Below are 25,306 nucleotides of genomic sequence, written 5' to 3'. Positions count from 1 at the left end.
GTCTGCAACGTGTTTCGGAGACGCGACAGCAATCAGACATGAGGCAGCCAAGTGGAGCCATGCGGCGACAGCACAAAGCCCCGACCTTGCGGATCCTTACACGCGGTCATGCCGGAGTTGTCCACTCCGCAGATCACGCCATCTACTGTGAGGGAGTGAAACGGCGGCAAGGTTTTCAGCGGTTGTCCATTGGTGTCCAGAGGCGTCCCAGTAGGTCGCGGTGCGGAGCCGGTACTGATGGAAATGAGTCGCGGCGCTCCGCTAGATGAGGGAGTGGCGGGCGGCAAGCCTGGAAGGTTGTTGCCAGTGCAGCCTGCTGATGGCGGGTTTCCGAACGCACATGCCACACCGTCCGGGCTAATGAATGCGATCAGTTGGAGTGGCGTCGGCCTGCCGGAGTTCGGATAAGTGATCGCGTAGTCGGAGGGGTTAACGGGCGCGTAGCCGCTTAAATCGGGAAAAGATGGCGGATCGGCTTGAGCGTTGCAAGCGCTGATCATCGCCGCGACTACGGCTGAGGCGACGAAAAATCTCGGGATCATGGGTGGCCTGTCATGCGGGTTCTATGTCCGTGATAGGTCAGTTATGGCGTCGGATGGACCTGGACCTGCTGGACAGACTCAGGCCTGGCTGCCGGCCAGCTTCCGCGTCGTCAGGGCCTCCGTGTCCTGGAATGGCCGGCCGTCGGGCCCGAGCAGGTCGTGGAACCAGACCTTCGGGATTGCGGTGTACGGGTGGTCCCACGATTCCCAGGGGAAGTAGGTCTGCGTCTTTCCGGCGACCAGACCCCAGTTGATGGCTCCGACGTTGTGGCGCTTGGCCACCGGCAGAATTCCCTCGACGGTGCTGCCCCGCGGCCGGGCCATGTACTCGGTGCACAGAATCGGCCTCCCCAGCGGGGCGAGCTCGCCGATCCGCGACTCGAAGCCCGCGGGTTCGGCGTAGGAGTGGAACGTGACCACGTCGGAGTTGGCGAGCTGAATGTCGCTGATTGCGCTGCGCCCCTGGGGTTGTCCCCAGTCGCCGCGCCACACGCCACTCGTGAGTGGCTGGCTTGGGTCGACCGCGCGCGCCCAGCGGAACACCTGGGGGAGCAGGTTGGCGACCAACTGCTCTTTGTCGCTGCGCTCGGTGCTTCGATACTGCTTCGCGGGGTTGTCGGGCTCGTTCCACAGATCCCAACCGAGAACGCGGTCGTCGTTGCGGAACTGGGTCAACACGGCGGTGACGTAGTCACGCATGACGCCCGCATAGCGGGGGTCGCCGAGCCGTTCGGCGCCGGGGCTTTGCACCCAGCCGGAGTTGTGCACCCCGGGCCTCGGTGCGCGCTGCCGGCCCGCTTTGGGTGCCGGGTCCCAGCATGAGTCGAAGAAGACGAACAGCGGTTTGACGCGGTGGCGCGCCGCGATGTCGACAAACTGCGCGAGCCGCGTCTGGAACCCTCGCTGATCCTGGGCCCACAACTGATCGTGGAGGAATACCCGTGCGGTGTTGTGCCCGTAGAACCGGGCCCACCCGAGCTCGGTGTCGATGCGCCGCGGGTCATAGCTGTCGGCCTGAAACATTTCGAGCTGGTTGATGGCGTTGGAGGTGATGTAGTTCGAGCCGACGACGAAGCCCTGCGCCTGATACCAGCGGTTGGCGCGATCGGCGGACCAGCGACCCGGCTCCTCGGCCGAGGCGCGCGGTGCTCGCGCCAGTGCGGTGCCTGCTGCCAGCAGCAGTGGCAGCTTGAGGGCCGTTCGTCGTTGCACGATGTGACGATAGGTTTTCCGGGCGATTTCGCCGGGATTTACTCAGCGCGTCGCGCCAGCTTGACGTGGGAATTGTTATCGCCTCGTCACCCGGTGCCACTTAACTCTTTCTCAGGAGAAGTTTTGTAGACGTAAATAGTTGCTTACTGCTACTATCGCCCCACGACATCATCAGATGTGTTGAGGAGTGGGCCCGTGCAGTCACTGTCGTTCGATCCGGCCGCCGCCGCCATCGGGTCCGACGTCGTCCGTGGCGCCGTGCAGGGCGTGCAGGCCGGCGCGATGGCAGCTCCGTCCACCACCGCGATGGTGCCGGCCGGGGCCGACGAGGTCTCGGCGCAGGCGGCCCTCGCGTTCGGCGCGGAGGCCGCCGCCTTCCTCGCGTTTAATACGGCCGCACAAGAGGAGCTGGTCCGGGCGGGGACGGCGGTTGTCGACATCGCCCGCATGTATTCGGAGGTCGACGCCGCGGCGGCGGGCAGCCTGCTCGGCGTCCGCCCGGAGGCCACCTACCGGAAGGCGGGGTAAACATTCGGCTCCGGCCGCAAATTTGCTCTCGGGCAGTCGGGAAAGTTACTTCTAACTTCACCCTTGGGAGCGCGATACTTAATCCGTGCCCGATCGAAACGTGTTAGGCCGTCCGCTGGAACCGTGCGGCACAGAGCCACTTACCGGGTACTACCGCGACGGCTGTTGCTCGACGGGACCCGAGGACGTCGGCCGGCACACGATCTGCGCGGTCATGACGACCGAATTCCTGGAGCACCAGCGTTCCATCGGCAATGACTTGCTCACCCCCGTTCCCGAATACCGGTTCCCCGGCCTGCTGCCCGGCGATCGTTGGTGCGTCACCGCGCTGAACTGGCTGCGGGCCCACCAGGATGGCTGCGCCGCGCCGGTGGTGCTGGCCTCCACCCACGAGCGCACCCTCGAGGTGGTGCCGCTGGAGGCGCTGCAGGAACACAAGGTCGACGTCCCGGACGACTTGGCGAATCTGTAGGGACCGCGGCGGACGGCGTCTGGCGTCTGTGTCATATTTTTCGTCGACGACACGTCGAAAAGAGGATCCGGTGGGCTCTGCCGTCGACGACATCGACTTCGACGACCTGACCGCGCCCAAGCTGACCGACGTCCAACGCCAGATCCTCGAGTTCACCGAGGCCAAGGTCGTCGATTTCGACATCGATCGGATGGTGGCGGAGGCCATTGCGCAAGCGGGCGCAGACGACCTCGACGACGTCGACGGTTTCGGCGATCGGCTCACCGCGCACGTCGCGGCGATCGAAGCCGACGAGGGTCTGCGTCAGCTCACGCGCTCGTCGCTGCGGCAGCGCGTCGTGCGGCTGCTGCGCAACCGCTTGTCGCTGACCGAGCTCCTCAAGCGGTATCCCGAAATCGAAGCCGTCCCGATCGAGAAGCCGTTCATCGTCGTCGGGATGCCGCGATCGGGCACCACCCATCTGGTCAACCTCATCGCCGCCGACCCACGTCGACGGGCGTTGCCGTACTGGGAGAGTCAGGAACCCATCCCCGCTCGTGGCCAGGGTCCCGACATCTTCGGGATTGACCCCCGTTACGCGCGAGCCAAAGCCGAGCACGACGCGCTCATGGCCAGCGCCCCTGCCGTCGCCGCGATGCACGACCGATTCCCCGAGGCGATCGAGGAGGAGGTCGAACTCCTCGACCTCGATATGGCCGCCTACGTACTGGAATGGCATGCGCGCGTACCGGACTGGCGCGACTACTACCTGCGCCTGGACCAGAACCGGCACTACGGATACCTGAGGAAAGTGCTGCAGGCATTGACCTTCTTGCGCGGTCCGCGGACCTGGGTCCTGAAAAGTCCTCAACACTGTGAGCAGCTCGGCCCGCTCATGGCGACGTTTCCCGACGCGACAGTGGCTTTCACGCACCGCGATCCCGTCGCCGTGATCCAGTCGGCCATCACGATGATGGCCTACTCCGATCGACTGCGCCGAACGAGCATCGATCCGGAGTGGCTGCTCGACTATTGGAGCGACCGGGTGCAACGACTGTTGGGGGCGTGCGTGCGCGACCGTGAACTCGTACCGGCGGAGCGCAGCATCGACATCAACTTCCACCAGCTGAACGGCAACGAAATGCCGGTGCTCGAGGGGCTTTACCACTGCGGCGGTGTCGAGTTGACGCCGAAGGTGCGGGCGCTGTTTGAGAAATACCTGGCGGGTAATCCGCGGGGCAAGCACGGTCGCGTCAACTACGACCTGCATCGGCACTTCGGCATCACGGCAGACGAACTGCGCGGACGCTTCGACTTCTACTTCGACAAGTTCGACGTCCGGGCCGAGAGCTAGCCGGAGGCAACGAGAGCGATGAGTTTCGAACCGATATACCGCAGCAGGCCCGGGGCCGACGCAATGCGGCCCGCGGCTGCCGACCGTGCCGAGGAGATCGCGCCCGGGCTGTGGTGCTCACCGGGGCTCTCGAACGCCTACCTGCTCACCACCCGCGAGGGCCGGGTGATCGTCAACACCGGCATGGGTTTCGAGGGCCCGGTGCATCGCGCGAACTTCGACGCTGTCGACCCGTCACCGGTGCGCTACATCGTCTTCACCCAGGGCCACGTCGACCATGTCGGCGGTTTGGACAGCGTGCGCGACCCGCAGACAACGGTGGTCGCGCAGGCGAACTGGACGCTGTGGCGCGACGACAACGAGCGGCTCATCCCGTACCGCGCCAGCCGCAGCGCCTTCGCGTTCAAGGACACCCTGGCGGCCGGGATCCCAGCCATTCAGCGGCGCCTGGGCGCCACCCGGTTGGCCGGGCAGAGCGTTCCCATCGTCGACCTCGACTTCGATGAGACCCTGACCCTGGAGGTCGGCGGCCGGCGGATGGAGCTGATCTCCGTGCCCGGCGGTGAAACCACGGACTCACTGGTGGTGTGGCTGCCCGATGAGCGGATCTGCCTGTGCGGTAACGTCTTTGGCCCACTGTTCGGGCACATTCCCAACCTGGTCACCATCCGCGGCGACCGGTACCGCGACGCCCTGACGGCCACCGCTTCGGTGGAGCGGGTGCGCGACCTGCGGCCCGAGCTTCTGGTGACCGGTCATTTCGACCCGATAGCGGGCGCCGAGCGCATCCACGCCGAACTGTCCCGGCTGCGCGACGCCATCCGGTACGTCCACGACCAGACCGTCGAGGGGATGAACGCCGGGAAGGATGTGCGCACCTTGATGCGCGAGATCACCTTGCCCGCGGAATATGAAGTGGGGCAGGGCTATGGCAAGGTGGCCTGGGATGTGCGGGCCATCTGGGAGAACTACTCCGGCTGGTTTCACCACGAGTCGACCACCGAGCTCTATCCGGTCGGGTTCGACGCCGTCGCCGCCGACGTGGTTGAGCTCGCCGGTGCCGACGCATTGGTGAACCGGGCGCGCGAACACCTCGCCGCCGGACGCCCGCTGCAAGCCATCCACCTCGCCGAGCTTCTTCCGCCGGACCACACGGGGGCGCGGGCCGTGCTTCGAGACGCCCATGAAGAACTCCTGGCCGACAGCACGAACTTCTGGGAAAGCGCCTGGCTCAGAAACCAGATAGCGAGGAACTCATGACGGCTCGCGTCAGCTTCGACTTCACCGGAACCACCGCGCTGATCACCGGTGGCACCAGCGGGATCGGGCATGCGACCGCCGTCCTGTTCCGCGATGCCGGGGCCCGCGTCGCGGTCACCGGAACCAGGCCGACGGCGGGTGACTACCAGGTGGACCTGTCCGGCATGGATTATCACCAGCTGCAGATCAGCGACCCGGATTCGGTGGACGCGCTGGCGGAGAAGTTCACCGGCCTCGACGTGCTGGTCAACAACGCCGGCGCCAATTTCCCCGGCGGCCTTGATGAATCGAAGCCGGACGGGTTCGAGGCGTCGGTCGCGCTCAATCTCACCGGACCGTACCGGTTGACGGTCGGGCTCTACCGCGCCTTGAAGGCGTCGACCGCGGTCGGCGGCGCCAGCGTGGTGAACCTCGCGTCGATGTCAGCTTTGCGGGCCGTCCCCTTGGTCCCCGGGTACGGCGCGGCGAAGGCCGGGATCGTCTGCGTCACCAGGAACCTCGCGGTCAAGTGGGCCGGCAAGGGGATCCGGGTGAACGCGGTGGCGCCCGGTGCGATCGACACTCCGATGACGGCACCCATGCACGGCGCGGCGGAATTGGTGGAGGGCGAGCTGGCGCACATCCCGTTGCGCCGCTTCGGTTCCGTCGGTGAGATCGCCCCGACCATCGCCTTCTTGTGCACCGAGCAGAGCAGCTACACCAGCGGCGCGGTGTTCGTCGTCGACGCCGCGTCGGACTGCGTCTGAAACTCAAGGAGTGACATGGCAATTGCGTTGCGGCCCGAGGATTTCTACCACACCGGCATCATCGTGCCGGACCTCGACGCGGCGATGGCGCGGCTGAGCGCGCTGGCCGGGTACCGGTGGATCACCCCGATGAGCTACACCTTGCCGTTCCGCACCGCGGCCGGCGTCCGCGAATTGACCTCGACGATCGTGTACTCCTTGCAGAGCCCACACCTCGAACTGGTGCAAGAGGTGCCCGATAGTCCGTGGACCGCCGCCCCGGGCAACGCGGTCCACCACCTCGGCTACTTCAGCGACAACCTGGCCGAGAGCGCCCGGGCGCTGGAGGACAATGGCTTCACCCTCGAGATGACCGCGGTCGTGCCCGGCTCCGAGCTTGGGCTGTTTGCCTACTACACAGACGCTTTCGGCGCCCGCATCGAGATCGTCGACCGTGCGTTGTTTCCCGACTTTCCCGCCTTTTTACAGTCGATGGCCGCCCCACGGGAGGCGTGACGTGTTGCTGACGGTGTTGCGATTCAACTTCGCCTCCCCGCATGGCGAACCACGCACGCAGAGCGCGCTGTTGTCGGCCGCCCTCGAACTGGCGCAGTGGGGCGAATCGCACGGCATCACCACCATCAGCGTCGACGAGCATCACGCGACCGGGCACGGCTGGAGTTGCAACCCCATCATGGCGGCGGCGATGTTCTTGGCTCGAACCTCGAGGCTGATCGCCAGCGTGGATTGCGCGCTCGGGCCGCTGTGGAATCCGGTGCGGCTCGCCGAGGACATCGCACTGGTCGACAACATGAGCCGGGGCCGGCTGCACACCACAGTGGGCCTGGGCTACCGCACGGTCGAATACGAGGCGCTGGGAGCCGATTTCACGCGACGGGGTGCGCTGATGGACGGCTTGCTCGAGCGCACGCTGTCGGTGTGGTCCGGTGCCGACGCCGACGCGGGAGTCTGCACCGGCACCTGGACCCGGCCGCATCCGCCGCTGTATGTCGGTGGGGGCGCGCGCGCGACGGCCCGACGAGCGGTTCGCTTCCGGCTGCCGCTCAGCCTGGCCGACCACCTGCCCGACGTGGCGGCCTACTACCGCGAGTTGTGTGCCGACGCCGGGATGACGCCGCTCATCCTCATGCCGGGACCGGTCAACCGCGGGATGATCTTCCTGCACGAGGACCCCGACCGGGCATGGGCGGAACTCGGCGACCACATCCTCTGGGAGGCGGTCACGTACGGCGGATGGTCGACCGACCAACGGTCCCTCATGCATTTGCCGGGCGTGCAGACGATCGAGGAGGTCAGGGCGTCGGGCCGGTACCGCTTCCTCACTCCCGACGAGTTGATCGCCGAGGTGAGCGAGGCCTACGACTACGGGCCGCTGGTGATGCACCCACTGGTCGGCGGCATGCCCGCCGACGAAGCGTGGAAGTCGGTCCAGTTGCTCACCGACAAGGTCCTGCCCGCGCTCAGCTGACGGCGTCCAACCCCTGTTGTGGCCGCGTAGGGTTCAATGGGGTCATGTCGAAACCCACGCCCCAGGTAGCGATCCTCGACGACTACGCCGGTGTGGCTCTGCGGCTTGCGGACTGGTCGGCGGTGCAAACCCGTTCCCGCGTTTCGGTTTTCGATCGGCATCTGTCCGAGGACGACGCCGCCGAGGCGCTGCGGCCATTCGATGTGATCTGCACCATGCGCGAGCGGATGGCGTTGCCGCGAACGCTGATCGAGCGGCTGCCGAACCTGAAGCTGATCACCATCGTCGGCAGGAGTCTGCCCAACCTGGACATGGGCGCCGCCACCGAGCGGGGGATCCTGGTCGCCCACACCGACTTCACCCATCCGCGATTCCGCTCCGTGCACGACGCCACTCCCGAACTGGCCTGGGGATTGCTGATCGCCACGGTGCGCAACCTGGCCGAAGAACACCGACGCATGCGGGACGGCGGCTGGCAGGTGACGACGGGTCTCACGCTGTCCGGCAAGACACTTGGGCTGCTTGGCCTCGGGCGGGTGGGCAGGCGGATGGCCGAATACGCGAAAACCTTCGGGATGGAGGTCATCGCCTGGAGCCAGAATCTCACCGAGGATGCGGCCGCGATGGTGGGCGCGCGCCGGGTGGAGAAGGCCGCGCTGTTCGAGCAATCGGACGTGGTCTCCATCCATGTGGTGCTCTCGGAACGCACGCGCGGCCTGGTCGGCCAACCGGAGCTGGCCCGGATGCGGCCGCACGCGTTCCTGATCAACACGTCGCGGGGCCCGATCGTCGACGAGGCCGCCATGCTCGATGCGCTCAAAACCGGTCGCCTCGCCGGAGCCGGCCTCGACGTCTACGACATCGAACCGCTGCCGACCGATCACCCGTTGCGGCAGCTCCCGAATGTCACCCTGTCTCCGCACCTGGGATACGTCACCCGCGAAATGCTCAGTGCGTTCTACTCCGACACCGTCGAGGCGGTGACCGCCTGGCTGGACGGCGCCCCGATCCGGATCGCCAATCCCGAGGCGTCGTCCCGGGCTTGATCAGCCCCGCTTCCGCTTCCAGTGCGGACTCTTGACCGCTTGCAGGGCCTCGGTCACGTAGCGATCCAGCGGCCACGGGCGCCCGGACTGGCGCACCCATTGCTGGAACCCGAAATCCGCGGCGGCGAAGGCGAGTTGGACCAACAGTCCGGGACGGATGTCGACGTCGGGGTTCACGCCCATCCGCTCGGCGATCAGCTTGGCCGCCCGCTCCTTGTCGGCGGGCGTGTGGACCGTGACCTTGCGGAGCAGATCGGGTGCCACCAGCAGCGCTTCTCGCCACTCGTCGGTGTCGGCCTGCTCGAAGGACCGGGTCCGCGTGATGATGGCGTTGACCAACGCGACATCCGGCGCTTCGGTCGCGGGCCGCTGCTCGAGCAGGTTGACGATCGCGGCGCCGCCATGCCGGACCGGGGCAAGCAACAGATCTTCTTTCGTCGGCACGTGCCGGAAGAAGGTGCGCGGCGAAACGCCCGCTGCGGCGGCGATCTCCTCCGTTGTGACGGCGTCGTAGCCGCGTTCGACGAACAGCCGGAACGCCGCTCGCCGGAGGTCGGCCCGGACCTGTGCGCGTTGCCGATCGCGCAGCGACTCGCCTCTGGCGGGAGAGGTCACCGGAAGCAGCCGATCCCACCGTCGACGTGAATGGTCTGTCCGGTGATGAACGTCGAGTCGGTGCCCAGCAGGAACGCCACCAACGCACCCACGTCGGTGCGGACATCGCCGATGCGCTTCATCGGAACGCGGAGCACCGCCTTTTCGTACTCCTTGGGCGCGAACGACTTCCAGAACTTCACGCCGTCCGATTCCGCGAACGGGCAGATGACGTTCACCCGGATATCGTCGCGTCCCCACTCCAGGGCGGCGACCTTCGACAGGCCCCGGATGGCCTCCTTGGCCGCGGCGTATCCGCCCCATTTCGGCTCACCGCCGGTGCCCGTCCCGGAGCCGAGGTTGACGATCGACCCGCCCCCCGCCCGGACCATCACGGGGTGTACGGCCTGCATGAGCAGGAAGGTCGCCCGCGGGCCCACCTCGTGGCCGAGCGCGAAGTCCTCGGTGGTGATGTCGACGAACGCCTTGGGCTCGTTGGTCGCGATCGCGTTGTTGACCAGGCCGTGGACCGCACCGAAGGCATCGACCGCGGCCGTCACGATCCGCTGTGCGCTGGCGGGGTCACGGAGGTCGGCGGTCAGCTTCTCGACGCGACCCGTCGATGACAGCTCTTCGGTTGTCGCGCCCAGCAACTCGTCCTGGATGTCGACCAGCAGCACCGAGGCGCCGCGTTCCAGTAATGCGGCCGCGACGCCCTTGCCCACGCCTTGGGCGGCACCGGTGACGATGGCGACGTGGCCGCGCATCGAGTCGGGATGGGTGTAGGTCATGAAGCCGCGAGGCCGGCAGCGGGGCGACCCGCGAACAGGGGTAGGTCGAGGTAGGTCTTGATGCCCGGTTCGGCGGCGCAGACATCCGGGATGGCGTTGACGCAATGATTGGCCGTCGCCACCACGCCCGGATTCTTCACCAGCCCTTCGGCGATCGTCTCGGGCTGCAGACCCTTGAAGGTGAGGCTCACGGTGGGATCACCGGTGATCTCAACCTCGAACCGTTCGCCCCGCCCGCCGAAGTCCCAGGCCGGATCCAGGTTTTCCTCACCCATCAACCAGTTGACCGCCGCCGTGATGACCGGTTCGCCGTCCACGAGGGCCTGCCAGCGGAACCGGCGGGCGGCCACGGCTCCCGCCGCGATCGGGAATGGACCGTATTCGATCTCGGCGGTCGCGACGGCGACGTCCTGGATGGTCCTGATGTTCGGGTCGATACGAAATCCCATGTGGTCGGCGATCATTCGCACCGACTGCTTGAAACCCCCGTCCAACAGGCCGGCCATGGGCCCTTGCATGGCTTCCTCGGGGGTGCCGCCGAAGCCCATGATGTGGCGCACGACGTCCGGGGCGTTGTACGTGCGGATGTCGGAGAATTCTTCGGCGCGGAGGTGGGTGACGGCCGACGAAAGCGAGGACAGCATGAGCGGGAAGCGTTCCGTAATGCCGCCGGGGTGAATCCCCGAACCGTGCAGGGTCACCCCGCCTTGGACCGCGGCGTCGGCGACGGCCCGGTGCCGCGGGTTGCCGGGGTCGGGGTACACCCAGCCGACCGGGGTGACGACGTTCTTGCCGGATCGCAGGATGGCGATCACCTCGTCGTCGTTGGGCACCAGGGGGCTGTACACGACGCAGTCGGCGTCCAGCGCCAAGATCTGCTCGGCGCTGGAGGTGGCGGTGACACCGAGGTCCGCGGTTCCAAGAATCCGGCCGACATCCACGCCGTTCTTGTCCGCGCTGTGCACCCAGCAGCCGGCCAGGTCCAACTGCGGATGATTCAGGACGCACGCGATGGCCGCCTTGCCGACGCCTCCGGTCGCCCATTGGATGACGCGGAGCTTGGACGGACTACTCATCTCGGTGACCTCCGAATCACATGCCTTTACACGCCAACGACCGAAATGGCACAGTATGACCCGCTGACAGTGACTGTCAACGTCGGCTCGGCGGAGGAAGGACTGTCATGAGTGTCCTGGACGGCAAGGTCGCGATCGTCACCGGAACCAGCCGGGGTGTGGGTGTCGGCATCGCCCACGAACTGCTCCGCGCCGGTGCCACCGTCGTCGGCTGTTCACGCTCGCCGCTGGACGCCATTCCCGGGGTCGAACCCGATTGGTCGGCCCGGGCCTCCCAACGGGTCTGCGACCAAGGGGACTACCGCGCGATCGACTCCTTCGTCGCCGAAGTCGTCGCCGAGCACGGCCGCATCGACATCCTGGTGAACAACGCCGGAGGAACCGTTCCGGCTCCGCACGCGGAGAGCATTCCCCAACTGGTGCAACGCATTCAGGGGACGCCGGCGAGCGACGACGAGTATGAGCGCACCGCGTTGTTCCACGCGTTCGCGGTGCAGATGAACCTGATCAGCCCGCTCTGGTTCGCGATCCGCGCCTACCGGCAGATGCGCACCCAGGACGGCGTAGGCTGCATCGTCAACATCTCCAGCGGGGCCGGGCATCCGGCCGGGTCGCCGACGTTGGTCTCCTACGGTGCGGCCAAGAGCGGGCTCAACCACCTCACCCGCTCGCTGGCCGAGGAGTGGGGTCCCAAGGTTCGGGTCAACTGCATCGCGCTCGGACCGACGATGACCGAGAACTTTCGGTCGTTCGTGCTGCCCAAAGACGACCCAACTGGCGCAAAGTATTTCGAGGCTGTCCCGCTGCGGCGGGCGGGTGAGCCCGCGGAGGTGGGCAGGGTCTGCGTATTCCTGGCCAGCGGCGAGGCCGACTTCATCAACGGCACCACCATCGAGCACGACGGCGGCATGCTGCCCGGCGTCCTTTATGAAGCGGGCCTGAAGACCATCACCGATCTGCTGTAATCGTCTCTCATGAGCCATTCCTTGGAGCCCACCGCCGAACAGTTCGCGGCCCTGGCCGCGCGGCCCGCCGACGCGCCGGTGGTGATGGTCAACCTGTTGAAGTTCAAGACCTCGGGCGGCAAGGAGTCCTACCAGCGCTACGCGCTGGAGGTGGCGCCGCATCTGCGGCGGGTGGGCGCCACCGTCAGTTACGCGGGCATCGCGCCGGCCTTCGTGATCGGTGACGACGAAACACCTTGGTGGGACGCGATTCTCGTCGTGGAATACCCGACCCCGCAGGCGTTCATCGACATGGTGAGCACGCCAGAGTACGCGCAAGTGCACGAACACCGCGCCGCGGCACTCGACCGTGGGGACCTGGTCGCGACGTCGGCATGGTCGCTGGCTCCCGAATAAACGGGTGCTGGCGGGTTCGCCCATAGTCGCGTGTAATTGCTGAATGGACCTGATGATGCCCACCGACGCGATCTTCCTATTGGGAGAGTCGCGCGAACATCCCATGCACGTCGGTGGGTTGCAGCTGTTCGAGCTGCCGAGCGGCGCCGACCGCGACTTCGTCCGCGGCCTCTACGACCGGTTGATCGCGCAGCGCGATTTTCAGCCCACCTTCCGCAAGCATCCCGCGACGTTCGTCGGCGGAATCGCGAACCTGGGCTGGTCCTATGACAACGACGTCGACATCGACTACCACGTCCGGCGCTCCGCGGTGCCGTCTCCAGGGCGGATCCGTGAACTGCTCGAGCTGACATCGCGATGGCACAGCAGCCTGCTGGATCGTCACCGCCCGCTGTGGGAGACGCACATCATCGAGGGCCTCCAGGATGGCCGGTTCGCCGTCTACACCAAGGTTCACCACGCGCTGATCGACGGGGTGTCGGCGCAGAAGCTGATGCAGCGCGCGTTGTCGGCGGACCCCGACGACACCGAGATCCGCGCGCCGTGGAGCCTGCCGAAAAGCAAACGCAAGAGCAGCCCCGTCAGCCCCTTGCGTTCGGCGCTGCATGCGGCGGGAGCCCTTGCGGCGCTTGCCCCGTCGACGGTTTCACTGGCCCGCGCGGCGCTGTTCGAGCAGCAGTTGACGTTGCCCTTCGGGGCGCCGCGCACCATGCTGAACGTCAAGATCGGTGGCGCGCGCCGGTGCGCCGCCCAGTCCTGGTCGCTGGACCGCATCAAAAGCGTCAAGAAGGCCGCCGGGGTGACGGTCAACGATGTCGTCCTGGCCATGTGTTCGGGCGCCCTGCGCTACTACCTGCTCGAGCAGAACGCCCTGCCCGACGCCCCGCTGATCGCGATGGTCCCGGTAAGCCTGCGCACCGAAGACGAGGCCGATGCCGGGGGCAACCTCGTCGGCGCCATCCTGTGCAATCTCGGCACCGACAGCGACGATCCCGCGCAGCGACTCCAGACCATCAGCGACTCGATGCGCAGCAACAAGACCGTGTTCTCACAGTTGCCCCGCTTCCAGGCGCTCGCGCTCTCCGCGGTCAATACCTCGGCGCTGGCCCTGGCGGCGGTCCCCGGCTGGGTGTCGTCCACGTCGCCGCCGTTCAACATCATCATTTCGAACGTGCCGGGGCCCACCCAGCCGATCTACTACGGGGGCGCGCGGCTCGACGGCAACTACCCGATGTCCATCGCGCTCGACGGCCAGGCGCTGAACATCACCCTGGCCAACAATGCCGGCAATCTGGACTTCGGGCTGGTGGGATGCCGGCGCAGCGTGCCGCACCTGCAGCGCCTGCTCGCACACCTGGAGTCGTCGCTCAAGGACCTGGAACGTTCGGTCGGGTCCTGAGCGAATGCCGAAGCTCAGCGCCGGTGTGCTGTTGTACCGGACCCGCGAGGGCGTCGTCGAGGTCCTGATAGCGCATCCGGGCGGCCCGTTCTGGGCGCGAAAAGACAACGGGGCGTGGTCGATTCCCAAAGGGGAGTACAGCGACGGGGAGGATCCCTGGGCCGCCGCCCAACGCGAGTTCTCCGAAGAGCTCGGGGTTTCTGCGCCGGCCGGGACCCGGCTGGACCTCGGCCAGCTGAAACAGTCGGGCGGCAAGGTGGTCACCGCATTCGCCGTCCACGCCGACCTCGACGTGAGTGACGCGCGCAGCAACACCTTTGAGCTGGAGTGGCCGAAGGGGTCGGGCACCATGCGCGAGTTCCCGGAAGTCGATCGGGTGGGGTGGTTTTCGGTGGCCGAGGCGCGGGTCAAGTTGCTCAAGGGCCAGCTGGATTTTCTGGATCGGTTGATGGCACGTGCGGATCTGGCGGGTCTGCGGGAAGGGCCCTGACCTCCGGCTGACCGGGGTGCCGTCCGGCGCCGGGCAGAATGGCCGCATGACGACCGCGCCGACCGGGCAAGCCGAATCCCAGGGGTTGCTGCTACAACTGCTGGACCCGGCCAACCGGGCCGACCCGTATCGACTCTGCGCGCGGTTTCGCGAGGGCGGAGCGGTGCAGCTGCCCGACACCAATCTGGCCGTCTTCTCAAGCTACCGAGACTGCGACGACGTGTTGCGGCACCCGTCGTCCAGCAGCGACAACGTCAACTCGACTGTCGCCAAGCGCCAGGCCGCGGCCGGAACGGCACCGCGCAGGCAGGGCCCGCCGGGTTTCTTGTTCCTCGATCCACCCGATCACACCCGGTTGCGAAGGCTGGTCAGCAAAGCGTTCGCGCCGAGGGTGGTGAGCGCGCTGGAACCCGATATCCGTTCGCTGGTCGACGCAATGCTCGATCGGGTCGCCGAAAAGGGGCACTTCGAAGTCGTCGAAGATTTCGCCTATCCGCTGCCGGTGGCGGTGATCTGCCGGCTGCTCGGCGTGCCACTCGACGACGAGCCGCAATTCAGCCGCGCGTCGGCACTGCTCGCCCAGGCGCTGGACCCGTTCTCCACCATCACCGGAGTGCCGCCCGATGTCGCAGATCAACGACAACAGGCCGGGACGTGGCTGCGCGAATACTTCCACGGCCTGATCGAGCGCCGCCGTTCACAACCCGGAGACGACCTGCTTTCGGGTCTGATCGCCGTGGAAGAGTCCGGCGACCAGCTGACCGAGGAGGAGATCGTCTCCACCTGCAATCTGCTCTTGATCGCCGGACACGAGACCACGGTGAATCTCATCGGCAACGCCGTGCTGGCAATGCTGCGCAATCCCGCGCAGTGGGCCGCGCTGGGTGCCGACTCCGGTCGAGCGCCGGCGATCGTGGAAGAGACCTTGCGCTTTGACCCGCCGGTGCAACTTGTCGGCCGAATTGCTCTCGCCGACATGGTGATTGGCGGCGTTGAGGTGCCGGCGGGAGATGTCATGATGCTGCTGCTCGCCGCGGCCCACCGCGATCCGGCGGAATTCGACCGGCCCGATCTCTTCGACCCGGACCGGAAGGGGCTGCGGCACTTGGGCTTTGGCCGGGGAGCCCATTACTGCCTGGGTGCGCCGCTGGCCCGGCTGGAGGCCGGCGTGGCCCTGTCGGCGGTGGCGGCGCGCTTCCCGGACGCGCGGCTGGACGGCGAGCCGCGATACAAGGCCAACGTCACCCTGCGCGGGCTGTCGCGCCTGTCGGTTGCGGTCTGACTAGGCGCGCTCCCAGGGCGGGCTTTCGCCCATCTTCTGGTAGTACTTGGCCAGGTGGCTCTTGACCCGATCGACGTCCGCCTTCGGCAGGTCGACGCCGCCGCGCGCACCGTCCATGATCGCGCCGGCCGCCATCACCCCGCGTGGGACCGCCCGCAGATTGCCGCCGACGACGTCGGCGATCAACAATTTGTACGCCGTGAAGTTTTCCTTCTTGCCGTTGTCGTACCAGACGTGGGCGTCGCGGTACTTCTCGTTCGGGGCGTCCTTGGCCCCGGCCCACTTGCGGACCCGCTTCTCGGCGGCGTCACCATCCCACTTCCGGTCGCGGTCGGCCAACGGCAGGTCTTGAAACGCTGTCACTGACATGTACGTTCGCGTGCCCGCCCGGCGGGGGCATTAAACGCGTGGTTCGCCGATTATCCACAGTTCGAAGTTCATCCACAGGGTGATCTTCGGGCGGTGCTCGGCGTCGTCGACCGCGACTACTATACGAAAGTATGTTCGATTCAGGGCTGCTCGTCGACGAGCTGGCGCGCGCCGACGACGCCGAGTTGGCGGCTGCGATCGCCGAGTGGGCACGGGTTGAGGCGGTGGCCGCGGCGCGCAGGCTGGCGGCCATCGCGGAGCTGGTGCACCGCCGTGCCGACGGCCCAACCAGCGCCGCCCACTGGTCCTGCGACAACTGGGATGCCATGGCCGCCGAGGTCGCCGCGGCACAGAACATCAGCCACGCCATGGCCTCTGGGCAGATGTACTTGGCCGCCGCGCTGCGCAGTCGGCTCCCGCGGGTGGGGGCGCTCTTCGCCGAGGGGATGATCAGCGCCCGGCTCGCGGCGACGATCGTGTGGCACACCGACCTCGTGAAGGACCCCGACACACTGCAATTGGTCGATACCACCCTGGCGGAAGACGCGAGGCGGTTCGGGCCGCTGTCGGCAACCAAGACGGCGCAGGCCATCGACGCGGTGGTGGATCAATACGATCCCGGCGCCTTGCGGCGAACTCGCGCGGCGGCCCGCAGCCGCGACGTCGTCATCGATCGATCCGATGACGAGTCGGGCACCGCCTCGATGTGGGGCCGGCTCTATGCGCACGATGCGGCCGTGTTGGACCGGCGCCTGCTGCAGATGGCCCACGAGGTCTGCGACGACGATCCGCGCACCGTCGCCCAGCGCCGCGCCGACGCACTGGGAGCCTTGGCAGCCGGCGCGGACCGGCTCGCGTGTGGCTGCGGCAACGCGGGCTGCCTGGCGGGCGCCGAAAAGGACGGGCGGGCGGCCAGCGTGGTGATCCACGTCGTTGCCGACGCTTCGGCGCTGGACGCCGACCCCGACCCCCACATGTCGGGGGAGCGGCCATCACGGCCCATCACGGACCAGACGACGCTGGCGGAGGCGCTGGCACCAGATCCCGAGCCCGACGTCCCGGATCCGCGGCCGCCCGCGCTGATCCCCGGCGGCGGCGTGGTATTGCCGGCGCAGCTCGCCGAGCTGATCCATGGCGGCGCCAAAGTGCGCCCGGTGCGCCATCCGGCCGACGCAAAGCCGGAGCCGGGTTACCGCCCTTCGGCCGAGCTGGAACGGTTCATTCGGTGCCGGGACATGACGTGCCGATTCCCCGGATGCGATCGACCCGCCGAGTTCGCCGACATCGACCACACGGTGCCCTACCCGCTCGGGCCCACCCACGCGTCCAACCTCAAGTGCCTGTGCAGAAAGCACCACCTTGTGAAAACGTTCTGGACGGGTTGGCGCGACGAGCAGCTTCCGGACGGCACGGTCGTCTGGACGTCGCCGAGTGGCCGGACCTACACCACCCGTCCGGGCAGCCGCCTGTTGTTTCCCGCACTGTGCGTGCCAACGGGTGAATTGCCAACCGTATCAACCGACTACGGTTCTCTCGGTGATCGCGGCGGCATGATGCCCAAACGCCGCCGAACCCGACAACAAGATCGAGCCCGCCGCATCGACGCCGAACGCGCGCTCAACGCCGCCCGCATCGCCGAACGCAACCAGCCGCCGCCCTTCTAGCCCGATCCCAGGCCGGGCACGATGTCACCGAGGCTGAAGGTGACCGGCTGCTCGAGTTGGTCGTATGTGCACGACCGCGGGTCGCGGTCCGGCCTCCACCGGTTGAACTGCGCGGTGTGCCGAAAGCGCCGGCCTTCCATGTGGTCGTAGCGGACCTCGACGACGCGCTCGGGCCGCAGCGGCACAAACGAAAGGTCCTTCCCGGCGTTCCAGCGGGAAAACTCGTTCTTGCGCGGTGTTCGCTCGCCGGCCTCGTGGGCGGCCCAATTCCACGGGTGGCCTTCGAAATCGGTGACGAGCGGCTGAAGCTCGGCGAACAGGCGCCGCCGTTCGGCCATCGGAAAGGCGCCGATCACCCCGACGGACGCGAGCTGCCCGTCGTCCTGGTAGAGCCCGAGCAGCAGCGAGCCGATCGCGTCGCCGCCGGACTTGTGCACGCGATAGCCGGCGACCACGCAGTCGGCGGTCCGCTCGTGCTTGATCTTGAACATGACCCGCTTGTCGGGCTGATAGGTGACGGTCAGCGGCTTGGCGATGACACCGTCGAGGCCGGCCCCCTCGAATTCGTCGAACCAGCGCCGCGCGAGATCGATGTCGGTGGTGGCGGGCGTGACGTGGATCGACGGGCCGGAATGCCCCAACGCCTCGACGAGGGCCGCGCGCCGCTCGCTGAACGGCCTCCGCGTGTAGTCGTCGTCACCCACGGCGAGCAAGTCGAAGGCGACGAAGGACGCCGGCGTGGCCTCGGCGAGCATCCGCACCCGCGAATCGGCCGGGTGAATGCGTTGTTGTAACGCCTCGAAATCCAGGCCGTGGTCGGTAGCGATGACAATCTCCCCGTCGATCACGCACCGCTCGGGCAGCTCTGTCCGCACCGCGGCGACCAACTCGGGGAAGTAACGCGTCATGGGCCGCTCGTTGCGACTGCCCAGCTCGACTTCGTTCCGGTCGCGGAAACAGATGGATCTGAACCCATCCCATTTCGGCTCGTATGACGCGTCCGGAGGAATCGACCGCACCGATTTGGCCAGCATCGGCGACACCGGCGGCATGACAGGTAAGTCCATAGGCCGATTGTGCTGGAATCTTCGGTATGGCTGCTGCAGAAGAGCTCGACGTCGACGGCGTTGCGGTGCGCCTGACCAATCCGGACAAGGTTTATTTCCCCAAGTTGGGCCCCAAGGGCACCAAGCGGCGCCTCGTCGAGTACTACCTCACGGTGGCGCGCGGACCGATGCTCGACGCGCTTCGCGACCGGCCCACCCATCTGCAGCGGTTCCCGGATGGCATCGACGGCGAGGAGATCTACCAGAAGCGGATTCCGCAGCACCATCCCGACTATCTGCAGACCTGCCGGGTGACGTTCCCCTCCGGGCGCACCGCCGACGCACTGAAGGTCACCCACCCCTCGGCAATCGTCTGGGCGGCGCAGATGGGCACCATCACCCTGCACCCGTGGCAGGTGCGTTGCCCGGACACCGACCATCCCGACGAGTTGCGCATCGACCTGGATCCGCAGCCAGGCGTCGGATTCGAGCAGGCCCGGACCGTAGCGGTACAGGTGTTGCGACCGTTACTCGATGAGCTCGCCCTGGTGGGCTACCCCAAGACTTCGGGCGGGCGGGGGATCCACGTCTTCCTGCGGATCGCCAAGGACTGGGATTTCGTGGAGGTGCGCCGGGCCGGCATCGCGTTGGCCCGCGAAGTGGAACGCCGCGCGCCCGACGCCGTCACCACGTCGTGGTGGAAAGAAGAGCGCGGCGCGCGCATCTTCATCGACTTCAATCAAAATGCCCGGGACCGCACCATGGCGTCGGCCTACTCGGTGCGGCGTACCCCGATCGCGACCGTGTCGACGCCGCTGAGCTGGGACGAGCTCGCCGGCGCGGAACCGGACGAGTTCACCATGGAATCCGTCCCCGGGCTGTTGGCGGGCCGCGAAGACCCCTGGGCCGCAATGGACGACGTGGCACAGTCGATCTCGCCCCTCTTGGCGATGGCCGATGCCGACAAAGAACGGGGCCTCGGCGACATGCCGTATCCACCGAACTACCCGAAGATGCCCGGTGAGCCGAAACGTGTTCAGCCGAGCCGGGATACGGACCTAAAGAAGAGCGACGAATCGAACTGAGACACTCGGGGTGGGAGAGGATCGGTACGCTGCCTGGCACGCCCATGCCATCAACGAGTCGAGCGTGCCAGGAGCGCAACCCCCGGCGGCCAAAGCTCTATGGCGTGCAGGTGATTCCGGTGGATGAACCGGTGCACGAGATACTCGGCAGCGTGCAACCGGAGCTTGCCAATGCGGTGAAGCCCAGGACCAGGCCGAGAATGGCCTTGTACTTCAAACGAGACATGAACACTCCGTTCGTCGATGAAGAAATGTTTCGCCCGAGGGAAGTCATATTATGTGACCGCAATACGGAATGATGTGGGATTCAACAAATTTCAGATGGTCTACGTCAACTGATCGAGGTCGCGACAAGCCCTTCGGCAAAACGCTGCAGCTTGATTCCCTTGTGCGACAAGGCTGGAGGAGATTCGTTGCAGTGCACTGGCGAGCCGGCCCGGCTCAGCGGACGACCGCAACGAAGATCGAGTGCATGCAAAACCGTACGAATAACACCTAAGGTCCAGGCACTTTCAAAGTCCACGCGGCGGCGAGTCGGGTACGCTGACTGGCACGCTTAGGCAGCGGTGCTGCCCCTCGGCAGGTCTAAGAGTGGACCAAGCCAAGTAAGGCGTGCCAGTAGCGCAACCCCCCGACGCCCGCCGGGCAGCTCTACGGCGTGCAGGTAATGCCAGTGGTTGCAGTGCTGCAGTCGATAGTCAGCGGGACAGTGCAACCGGAGCCTGCCAAGGCGGTCGCGGCCAGGATCAGGCCGAGAGCAACCTTGTACTTCATACGCGACATGGACCACTCCATCCGTTAGAGGAGAGATGTACGCCCGAGGGGAGCTATGTTACGTGAGTGCAATGCGGAATGCGATGGGATTCACCAAATTTACGGCACTTCGCACGACAACTGATCGAACGCGGGGCATAACCCGTCGGCCGAACCGCCCCGCGCCGCGGGGGTACCCGCACTTGGCGGACACGTTTCACCTTATTTGGATTCATTTTTCGCCATTTTCCGCGCGGAGGGGCGGGGCATGACGTCGAAACGGCGTACCATCCGACCCGGATTGAAAAGCCCTGTGTCGATGCCAAATATGCTCGGGAGAACAGGTATACGTACTTTAGGTTTGGAAATCGGCCGCTCTCGGCATCTCCGGGTATGTGCAAAGCCCAGCCGCTTCTGGCCGGTGAACTCCGTTAGGCGTTACCGCACGACCACAGAGACCGCGCAGGCGCGTCCGCTGCTGCCAATCTGGGGCCCGTCCTCTCGGATTTTTCAACTGCTTGAATGTATTTCGTGGTTCGCGCCGCGCCGGCGCCGATCTGTAGTGAGATTCCAAATCAGGTCAACCCGACCGGGAAAAGTAAGCTTTGTCGCTATGCCGGTGGCAATTCGTGCGTGGTGCGTGATCGCCGCCTTCGCGCTGTCGGCGGCGGCCGGTGTGATCACGGCGGCGCAAGCACCGGCTGGGTCGAGCGGCGACGGCGAAAGGTTGATCGGCTGGGACACCTACCGCCGACTGGACCTGCTGCCGTATCTGCGGTCCGACACCCAAGCCCTGCAGCTTTCCAGCTTTGATCGCAGCGGCGGTGATTTCGACCTCTCCACCGGAAATCGCAACGGCACCGGTGGGTGTTTGGCCGGCGGCGGTGCCGGCTGCGTCATCGCGGAGGATCGCGGCGCCGGCGAAGTGGATTCGATCTGGTTCACCCGCGACGGCGGCAGAGTGACCCGGATGGGGAACGTCCGCGTCGAACTGGATGGACGGACCGTATTGGACGCTCCGCTGCAATCGGTGGTCGACGGTGCGCTGGGTGCGCCATTCGCATGGCCGTTGGTGGCCAACGGGGCGCAGTCGCCGGGCGGGGTGTACATCAAGGTGCCGATGCCTTACCGGCAGTCGATGCGGATCAGCGTGACGGCGAATCTCGAGTACTACCAAGTCGATTACCGTCAATTCTCGACGGCCGAAGGCGTGACGACCTTCTCGCCCTCGGACCCCGCCCTCGACGTCCTCGCCACCTTGCGCGACGCGGGCACGGCCGATCCCAAGCCGCCGGCGCCCTCGGCGGCTCGCGACAAGCGTATCGTCGAGCTCGCCGCGGGTGCCGGGGTGACGATCGCGGAATCGACTGGCCCGGGCAGCATCTCGGCGTTACACCTGCAGCTGCCCGAACCGACGGACCAACTCCTGAGCGGCTTGCGGTTGCAGATGGAGTTCGACGGCCAGACCACGGTCGACTCCCCACTCGGGGAGTTTTTCGGCGCCGGCCTGGGTGTCGACACGGTGCGTTCGTTGATGTTCGCCGCCATCCCGGAGCCCGGCGGATCGTTGTCGCTGTCCGGTTGGTGGCCCATGCCGTTCGCCCACGAAGCTCGCCTCACGCTGGTGAACACCACCGATGACGCGGTAGCCGGCATCGACAGCGAAGTGACGATCGCCCCGGACGCCCGGTGGGCGCCTGCGCTGGCCGGCGGCCGCGCCGGCTACTTCGCCGCCCGGTCCCACGCCGCGCCGACGATCCCGGGCCAGGACTGGCTGTTCGCCGACGAACACGGCCACGGGAAATTCGTCGGCGTCAGCCACACCATTCGCGGCTCCCGGATCAAGACCGGATTCAGCGACGCCGCTCCGTACTTCCTGGAAGGAGCCGAGCGCGTGTACACCGACGGTTCCGCGTCGCCCCAGTGGTACGGCACCGGCACCGAGGACCTCTACGAGGGTGGTTGGTATTTCAAGGACGGCACCCGCTTCAGCGACCCGCTCACCGGACAGCCCGATCGGCGCACGACCGGCGGCGGCTGCGTGGACTACTGCGTCGCCGTCTATCGGATCATGCTGGCCGAGGCCATCGACTATCACTCGGCGATCCGTTTCGGCATCGAGCACGGGAAACGGAACATGGTCCAACCCGATTACAGCTCAACCGCTTTCCTCTACACGCAGCCCAATGAAACTCTCACGCCCGGCGACGAAGTCCGGCCCGGCGATCCCGTCAGCCGACTTCTGCACGGCTACGCCGACACCGACGCCGCAGATCGGCTGCTGGTCAGCGAATACGAGGGCGCCGACGACATTCATCCGGTCATCGGTTCGGTTCGCGCCACCAACGCCGCCGTGACGTTTCACGTCGAAACAGACCCCGCCAACCGTGGCATCCTGTTGCGCCGCACGTCGGATCAAGCGGACGGCTTCCAATCGGCGGACGTCGCCATCGACGGCGTCCCCGTCGGCAACTGGCTGCAACCGCGCGCCAACAATTTTCACCGCTGGCTCGACGACACCTACCTCTTGCCGCCCTCGGCGACTGCGGGCAAAGCGCAGATCACGGTCACCCTCACGCCCGCGCCCGACTCCCCGCCCTGGACGGCGAGCCGCTACCAGGTCGAAACACTGGCCGGGTCAACCGATTAGACGGCGGCCGACCGCATCACCCGGCTGGCGAGCAGGGCCATCACCACGCCCGTCAGTCCGCCGATCGGAGCCACCAACGACGACCACCCCGAGAGCACGAAGTAGCCGAAGGCGGCGCCGACGGCGAGCAAGGCCGCGTGCACGGGTGTCCAGCGAGTGATCGAAGGCAACCGGAACGACAGGCCCATGCCCAGCAGCAGCGCAAGCACATGACCGAACGCGGTGAAGTCCGCGTCAAGAGTCGCCGTCAATGCGATACCAAGCCACCAGCCGACCCAGGCCGGGCGCCAGGCCAACGGTATCGACGCGGTCAGGGCCCCCAGCACGCATGCGGCGCCGTAGCTGATCCCGACGTCGGTGGCGCGCGCAACCGAGAACGGCAACCATCCCGTCTCGACCGCGGCGACCAGTCCCACCGCGAGGATCAAGGTGGCGCCGATATGGCCGACCGCGAAGGTGATGAGCAAACCCCTGCCGTGCCAGATGAGTTCGCCCAGTGCCAGCAGGCACACCAGCCCCGGCAACCAGAGACAGACGTCGCCGCCGTCACTGACGAACGCGCTGCCGACCAGGGTGCCCAGGTGGCCGTGCGCCAGGTTGTGCAGGTTGGTACTCATTTCGCTGACGACCGCGGCGCGGGTGCGCGCGCCCAGCGCCGTCAGGGTGACGGAGACCGCGAGCAACAGGACCGCGTACGCCGCCGTGACCCGCAACCGGTCGGCGCGGACCCGATCGTCGGTACGAGACACCATCATTGACCGTTCCAGCCGCGATCGCGGGCCAACAGGTCGGCCACGGTTTCCCGGCGCACAAGTTCGCGAGACCGTCCCCCGGAGACCGCGATCAGGGGCGGGCGGCCCACCAGGCTGCGGCTCGACTCCGTCGAGTGCTGATAGGCGCCGGTGCAGGCCACCGCCAGCAGGTCTCCGGGCCGGACGTCCGCGGGCAGCTCGACGTTGCGGGCGATCTCGTCGCCGTCGCCATGCCGGCCCACGACGGTGACGGGCGCGGTCGCGGTTGGCCGGTGCCGATTGGCCAGTGCCACCGTGTATCTCGCGCTGGGGTGCTCGCTGCTGTGGATGTCGCCCGTGCCGCCGTCCACCGCGACGAAGGTGTGCCCGCCCGGCTGGCGCTTGACGGCGATCACCCGGCACAGCATCATCCCGGCGCGCGCGGCGATCGCCCGGCCCGGCTCGATCACGATCTTCGGGCGCGGGAATTCGTGCTCCGCACAGGCGGATTCCAGTGCGGCGGCGATGGTGGCGCCAAGCGAGCGCAGGTCGAGCTCCCGGTCGCCGGAAAGGTACGGGACCGCGTGTCCGCCGCCAAGGTTGAGTTCGGTGAGCACGACCTGATGGCGGTCGCGGACCTCGGCCATCGCGCCGATCATCTGGCGGATCGCCTCGCCGTAGTGGGAGGCGTCGGTGAGCTGCGACCCGAGCCGGCAGTGCAGCCCCACCAGATTCAGCCACGGCTGGTCCAGGACCCGCCTGAGGGCGCCGGCCGCCTGTCCGCCTGACAGCGCGAAGCCGAATTTCTGGTCGCCGGCCCCGACATCGGGGATGACGCCGACCAGGACACGCTGAGGGTGACGCACCCGGCAGGCGAGCAGCGAGACCTCGCTCGGGGTGTCGATGACGATCCGCCCGACGCCGGCGGCGACCGCGTCGTACAGCTCGGCGGCGGTGATCACGCCGTCCAGGATGATTTGTGCCGGCGGGACGTCGGCGGCGAGCGCGGTGGCCAGCTCGCCGGCCGAACAGACATTCACGCCGGCCCCCTCGTCCGCGGCCCAGCGGGCGATGTCGACGCTCAACAGCGCCCTGCCCGCGTAGATCAGTTCGGCATCGGGCAGCGTCGCGCGATAGCGGCGGATGCGGACCCGAAAGTCCTCCTCGTCCACCACATAGGCGGGGGTGCCGAACTCGGCCGAGATGTCGTCGGCGGGCACGTCGCCGACGCACAGCCGGCCCAGGTCGTCGACGTAGGCGCTCAGCGGCCAGACCGCGCGATCGAGGTGCGGGTTCAGCCCGTGCCTCACCGACGGCAGCAGCTCGAACAGCGTCATGCCTCCACGGTGCCGGTCGTGGGGCGAGCGTGCCGCGCTCTTAACGAAGCTTTCACACCTGGGCGGCAAAT

The 25,306-nt window shown here is 67.0% G+C and carries 25 protein-coding genes; 16 read left to right on the top strand and 9 right to left on the bottom strand.

What is annotated here, in order from left to right:
• Positions 1–32: 32 nt before the first annotated feature.
• The gene (locus G6N37_RS26550) at positions 33–500 is read right to left on the bottom strand and encodes a hypothetical protein (protein WP_308205490.1); all 468 of its coding nucleotides are present in this window, start codon (positions 498–500) and stop codon (positions 33–35) included.
• 120 nt (positions 501–620) lie between these two features.
• Positions 621–1,754 (bottom strand): glycoside hydrolase 5 family protein, encoded by a 1,134-nt coding sequence (locus G6N37_RS18440; protein ID WP_163682582.1) that lies wholly within the window; start codon positions 1,752–1,754, stop codon positions 621–623.
• 195 nt (positions 1,755–1,949) lie between these two features.
• Between G6N37_RS18440 and G6N37_RS18435 the strand changes: the two genes are divergently transcribed.
• The 8 genes from G6N37_RS18435 to G6N37_RS18400 all read left to right on the top strand — a co-directional run bounded on the left by G6N37_RS18435 (position 1,950) and on the right by G6N37_RS18400 (position 8,607).
• Entirely contained in the window at positions 1,950–2,282 is a 333-nt protein-coding gene (locus tag G6N37_RS18435; RefSeq protein ID WP_163682580.1) for a PE domain-containing protein, read from the top strand.
• An 85-nt stretch (positions 2,283–2,367) separates the two neighbouring features.
• Entirely contained in the window at positions 2,368–2,754 is a 387-nt protein-coding gene (locus G6N37_RS18430) for a DUF2237 family protein (protein ID WP_163682578.1), read from the top strand.
• Positions 2,755–2,824: 70 nt separating this feature from the next.
• Positions 2,825–4,087, top strand: coding sequence for a sulfotransferase family protein (locus tag G6N37_RS18425; protein ID WP_163682575.1), 1,263 nt, complete (start codon positions 2,825–2,827; stop codon positions 4,085–4,087).
• 18 nt (positions 4,088–4,105) lie between these two features.
• Complete coding sequence (locus tag G6N37_RS18420) at positions 4,106–5,347, top strand: MBL fold metallo-hydrolase (protein ID WP_163682573.1); 1,242 nt, start codon at positions 4,106–4,108, stop codon at positions 5,345–5,347.
• Complete coding sequence (locus G6N37_RS18415) at positions 5,344–6,093, top strand: SDR family NAD(P)-dependent oxidoreductase (protein ID WP_163682571.1); 750 nt, start codon at positions 5,344–5,346, stop codon at positions 6,091–6,093. The genes G6N37_RS18420 and G6N37_RS18415 overlap by 4 nt, the downstream gene beginning before the upstream one ends.
• Before the next feature lie 15 nt (positions 6,094–6,108).
• Positions 6,109–6,588: a VOC family protein gene (locus tag G6N37_RS18410; RefSeq protein ID WP_163682569.1), complete on the top strand. Its 480-nt coding sequence runs from the start codon at positions 6,109–6,111 to the stop codon at positions 6,586–6,588.
• A gap of 1 nt (position 6,589) precedes the next feature.
• Positions 6,590–7,561 carry an LLM class flavin-dependent oxidoreductase gene (locus G6N37_RS18405; protein ID WP_163682567.1) on the top strand — a complete coding sequence of 324 codons (972 nt, stop codon included), beginning with the start codon at positions 6,590–6,592 and terminating at the stop codon, positions 7,559–7,561.
• Between the two features lie 44 nt (positions 7,562–7,605).
• Positions 7,606–8,607, top strand: coding sequence for a D-2-hydroxyacid dehydrogenase family protein (locus G6N37_RS18400; RefSeq protein ID WP_163682565.1), 1,002 nt, complete (start codon positions 7,606–7,608; stop codon positions 8,605–8,607).
• Here the strand turns inward: G6N37_RS18400 and G6N37_RS18395 are convergent, their stop codons facing one another.
• The 3 genes from G6N37_RS18395 to G6N37_RS18385 are packed head-to-tail and all read right to left on the bottom strand — an operon-like array spanning position 8,608 to position 11,068.
• A complete protein-coding gene (locus tag G6N37_RS18395; RefSeq protein ID WP_163682563.1) occupies positions 8,608–9,222 on the bottom strand; it encodes a TetR/AcrR family transcriptional regulator in 615 nt (204 codons plus the stop codon). It lies immediately after the preceding gene.
• Entirely contained in the window at positions 9,219–9,992 is a 774-nt protein-coding gene (locus G6N37_RS18390; RefSeq protein WP_163682561.1) for an SDR family NAD(P)-dependent oxidoreductase, read from the bottom strand. The genes G6N37_RS18395 and G6N37_RS18390 overlap by 4 nt, the downstream gene beginning before the upstream one ends.
• On the bottom strand, positions 9,989–11,068 hold the full coding sequence (locus G6N37_RS18385) for an NAD(P)H-dependent amine dehydrogenase family protein (protein WP_163682559.1): 1,080 nt from the start codon (positions 11,066–11,068) through the stop codon (positions 9,989–9,991). Before G6N37_RS18385 ends, G6N37_RS18390 begins: the two co-directional genes overlap by 4 nt.
• Positions 11,069–11,175: 107 nt before the next feature.
• On the opposite strand from G6N37_RS18385, the gene G6N37_RS18380 reads away from it, so the two are divergent.
• From G6N37_RS18380 to G6N37_RS18360, 5 genes are read left to right on the top strand one after another with little or no spacing between them, the layout of a single operon-like run.
• Positions 11,176–12,033 (top strand): SDR family NAD(P)-dependent oxidoreductase, encoded by an 858-nt coding sequence (locus tag G6N37_RS18380; protein WP_163682557.1) that lies wholly within the window; start codon positions 11,176–11,178, stop codon positions 12,031–12,033.
• 9 nt (positions 12,034–12,042) lie between these two features.
• Complete coding sequence (locus G6N37_RS18375; protein ID WP_163682554.1) at positions 12,043–12,429, top strand: DUF1330 domain-containing protein; 387 nt, start codon at positions 12,043–12,045, stop codon at positions 12,427–12,429.
• A 43-nt stretch (positions 12,430–12,472) separates the two neighbouring features.
• On the top strand, positions 12,473–13,828 hold the full coding sequence (locus tag G6N37_RS18370) for a WS/DGAT/MGAT family O-acyltransferase (protein ID WP_163682553.1): 1,356 nt from the start codon (positions 12,473–12,475) through the stop codon (positions 13,826–13,828).
• A gap of 4 nt (positions 13,829–13,832) precedes the next feature.
• Positions 13,833–14,318 (top strand): NUDIX domain-containing protein, encoded by a 486-nt coding sequence (locus G6N37_RS18365; RefSeq protein ID WP_163682551.1) that lies wholly within the window; start codon positions 13,833–13,835, stop codon positions 14,316–14,318.
• A gap of 46 nt (positions 14,319–14,364) precedes the next feature.
• Positions 14,365–15,600 (top strand): cytochrome P450, encoded by a 1,236-nt coding sequence (locus G6N37_RS18360; protein WP_163682549.1) that lies wholly within the window; start codon positions 14,365–14,367, stop codon positions 15,598–15,600.
• Here the strand turns inward: G6N37_RS18360 and G6N37_RS18355 are convergent, their stop codons facing one another.
• Entirely contained in the window at positions 15,601–15,969 is a 369-nt protein-coding gene (locus tag G6N37_RS18355) for a hypothetical protein (protein ID WP_163682548.1), read from the bottom strand. It lies immediately after the preceding gene.
• Between the two features lie 131 nt (positions 15,970–16,100).
• Here G6N37_RS18355 and G6N37_RS18350 point away from each other — a divergent pair, with 131 nt between their 5' ends.
• Positions 16,101–17,633: an HNH endonuclease signature motif containing protein gene (locus G6N37_RS18350; protein ID WP_163682546.1), complete on the top strand. Its 1,533-nt coding sequence runs from the start codon at positions 16,101–16,103 to the stop codon at positions 17,631–17,633.
• On the opposite strand, the gene G6N37_RS18345 is transcribed toward G6N37_RS18350, so the two are convergent.
• Positions 17,630–18,700, bottom strand: coding sequence for an ATP-dependent DNA ligase (locus tag G6N37_RS18345; protein WP_163682544.1), 1,071 nt, complete (start codon positions 18,698–18,700; stop codon positions 17,630–17,632). The genes G6N37_RS18350 and G6N37_RS18345 overlap by 4 nt on opposite strands.
• Positions 18,701–18,726: 26 nt before the next feature.
• Here G6N37_RS18345 and ligD point away from each other — a divergent pair, with 26 nt between their 5' ends.
• Together ligD and G6N37_RS18335 are read left to right on the top strand one after the other, a co-directional pair.
• On the top strand, positions 18,727–19,764 hold the full coding sequence (gene ligD / locus G6N37_RS18340) for a non-homologous end-joining DNA ligase (RefSeq protein WP_163682542.1): 1,038 nt from the start codon (positions 18,727–18,729) through the stop codon (positions 19,762–19,764).
• 1,366 nt (positions 19,765–21,130) lie between these two features.
• A complete protein-coding gene (locus G6N37_RS18335; protein ID WP_163682540.1) occupies positions 21,131–23,167 on the top strand; it encodes a glycoside hydrolase family 172 protein in 2,037 nt (678 codons plus the stop codon).
• Here G6N37_RS18335 and G6N37_RS18330 read toward each other — a convergent pair.
• Both G6N37_RS18330 and G6N37_RS18325 read right to left on the bottom strand, forming a co-directional pair.
• Positions 23,164–23,919, bottom strand: coding sequence for a rhomboid-like protein (locus tag G6N37_RS18330; protein ID WP_232075069.1), 756 nt, complete (start codon positions 23,917–23,919; stop codon positions 23,164–23,166). The two genes, G6N37_RS18335 and G6N37_RS18330, sit on opposite strands and share 4 nt — an antisense overlap.
• Positions 23,919–25,235, bottom strand: a complete 1,317-nt coding sequence (locus tag G6N37_RS18325; RefSeq protein WP_163682537.1) for a diaminopimelate decarboxylase family protein — start codon at positions 25,233–25,235, stop codon at positions 23,919–23,921. The genes G6N37_RS18330 and G6N37_RS18325 overlap by 1 nt, the downstream gene beginning before the upstream one ends.
• Positions 25,236–25,306: the final 71 nt, after the last annotated feature.

This window comes from Mycobacterium seoulense (assembly GCF_010731595.1).
Classification (GTDB): Bacteria; Actinomycetota; Actinomycetes; order Mycobacteriales; family Mycobacteriaceae; genus Mycobacterium; species Mycobacterium seoulense.
The sequence above is the reverse complement of the archived record's forward strand: the minus strand, read 5'-3'. Positions and strand labels throughout refer to the sequence as shown.

Excerpts from the sequence above, each read along its gene's own strand:
- G6N37_RS26550 (WP_308205490.1), bottom strand. The coding sequence starts at position 500 with ATGATCAGCGCTTGCAACGCTCAAGCCGATCCGCCATCTTTTCCCGAT.
- G6N37_RS18420 (WP_163682573.1), top strand. The coding sequence starts at position 4,106 with ATGAGTTTCGAACCGATATACCGCAGCAGGCCCGGGGCCGACGCAATG.
- G6N37_RS18415 (WP_163682571.1), top strand. The coding sequence starts at position 5,344 with ATGACGGCTCGCGTCAGCTTCGACTTCACCGGAACCACCGCGCTGATC.
- G6N37_RS18410 (WP_163682569.1), top strand. The coding sequence starts at position 6,109 with ATGGCAATTGCGTTGCGGCCCGAGGATTTCTACCACACCGGCATCATC.
- G6N37_RS18400 (WP_163682565.1), top strand. The coding sequence starts at position 7,606 with ATGTCGAAACCCACGCCCCAGGTAGCGATCCTCGACGACTACGCCGGT.
- G6N37_RS18390 (WP_163682561.1), bottom strand. The coding sequence starts at position 9,992 with ATGACCTACACCCATCCCGACTCGATGCGCGGCCACGTCGCCATCGTC.
- G6N37_RS18385 (WP_163682559.1), bottom strand. The coding sequence starts at position 11,068 with ATGAGTAGTCCGTCCAAGCTCCGCGTCATCCAATGGGCGACCGGAGGC.
- G6N37_RS18380 (WP_163682557.1), top strand. The coding sequence starts at position 11,176 with ATGAGTGTCCTGGACGGCAAGGTCGCGATCGTCACCGGAACCAGCCGG.
- G6N37_RS18375 (WP_163682554.1), top strand. The coding sequence starts at position 12,043 with ATGAGCCATTCCTTGGAGCCCACCGCCGAACAGTTCGCGGCCCTGGCC.
- G6N37_RS18370 (WP_163682553.1), top strand. The coding sequence starts at position 12,473 with ATGGACCTGATGATGCCCACCGACGCGATCTTCCTATTGGGAGAGTCG.
- G6N37_RS18365 (WP_163682551.1), top strand. The coding sequence starts at position 13,833 with ATGCCGAAGCTCAGCGCCGGTGTGCTGTTGTACCGGACCCGCGAGGGC.
- G6N37_RS18360 (WP_163682549.1), top strand. The coding sequence starts at position 14,365 with ATGACGACCGCGCCGACCGGGCAAGCCGAATCCCAGGGGTTGCTGCTA.
- G6N37_RS18355 (WP_163682548.1), bottom strand. The coding sequence starts at position 15,969 with ATGTCAGTGACAGCGTTTCAAGACCTGCCGTTGGCCGACCGCGACCGG.
- G6N37_RS18350 (WP_163682546.1), top strand. The coding sequence starts at position 16,101 with ATGTTCGATTCAGGGCTGCTCGTCGACGAGCTGGCGCGCGCCGACGAC.
- G6N37_RS18345 (WP_163682544.1), bottom strand. The coding sequence starts at position 18,700 with ATGGACTTACCTGTCATGCCGCCGGTGTCGCCGATGCTGGCCAAATCG.
- ligD (WP_163682542.1), top strand. The coding sequence starts at position 18,727 with ATGGCTGCTGCAGAAGAGCTCGACGTCGACGGCGTTGCGGTGCGCCTG.
- G6N37_RS18335 (WP_163682540.1), top strand. The coding sequence starts at position 21,131 with ATGCCGGTGGCAATTCGTGCGTGGTGCGTGATCGCCGCCTTCGCGCTG.
- G6N37_RS18330 (WP_232075069.1), bottom strand. The coding sequence starts at position 23,919 with ATGGTGTCTCGTACCGACGATCGGGTCCGCGCCGACCGGTTGCGGGTC.
- G6N37_RS18325 (WP_163682537.1), bottom strand. The coding sequence starts at position 25,235 with ATGACGCTGTTCGAGCTGCTGCCGTCGGTGAGGCACGGGCTGAACCCG.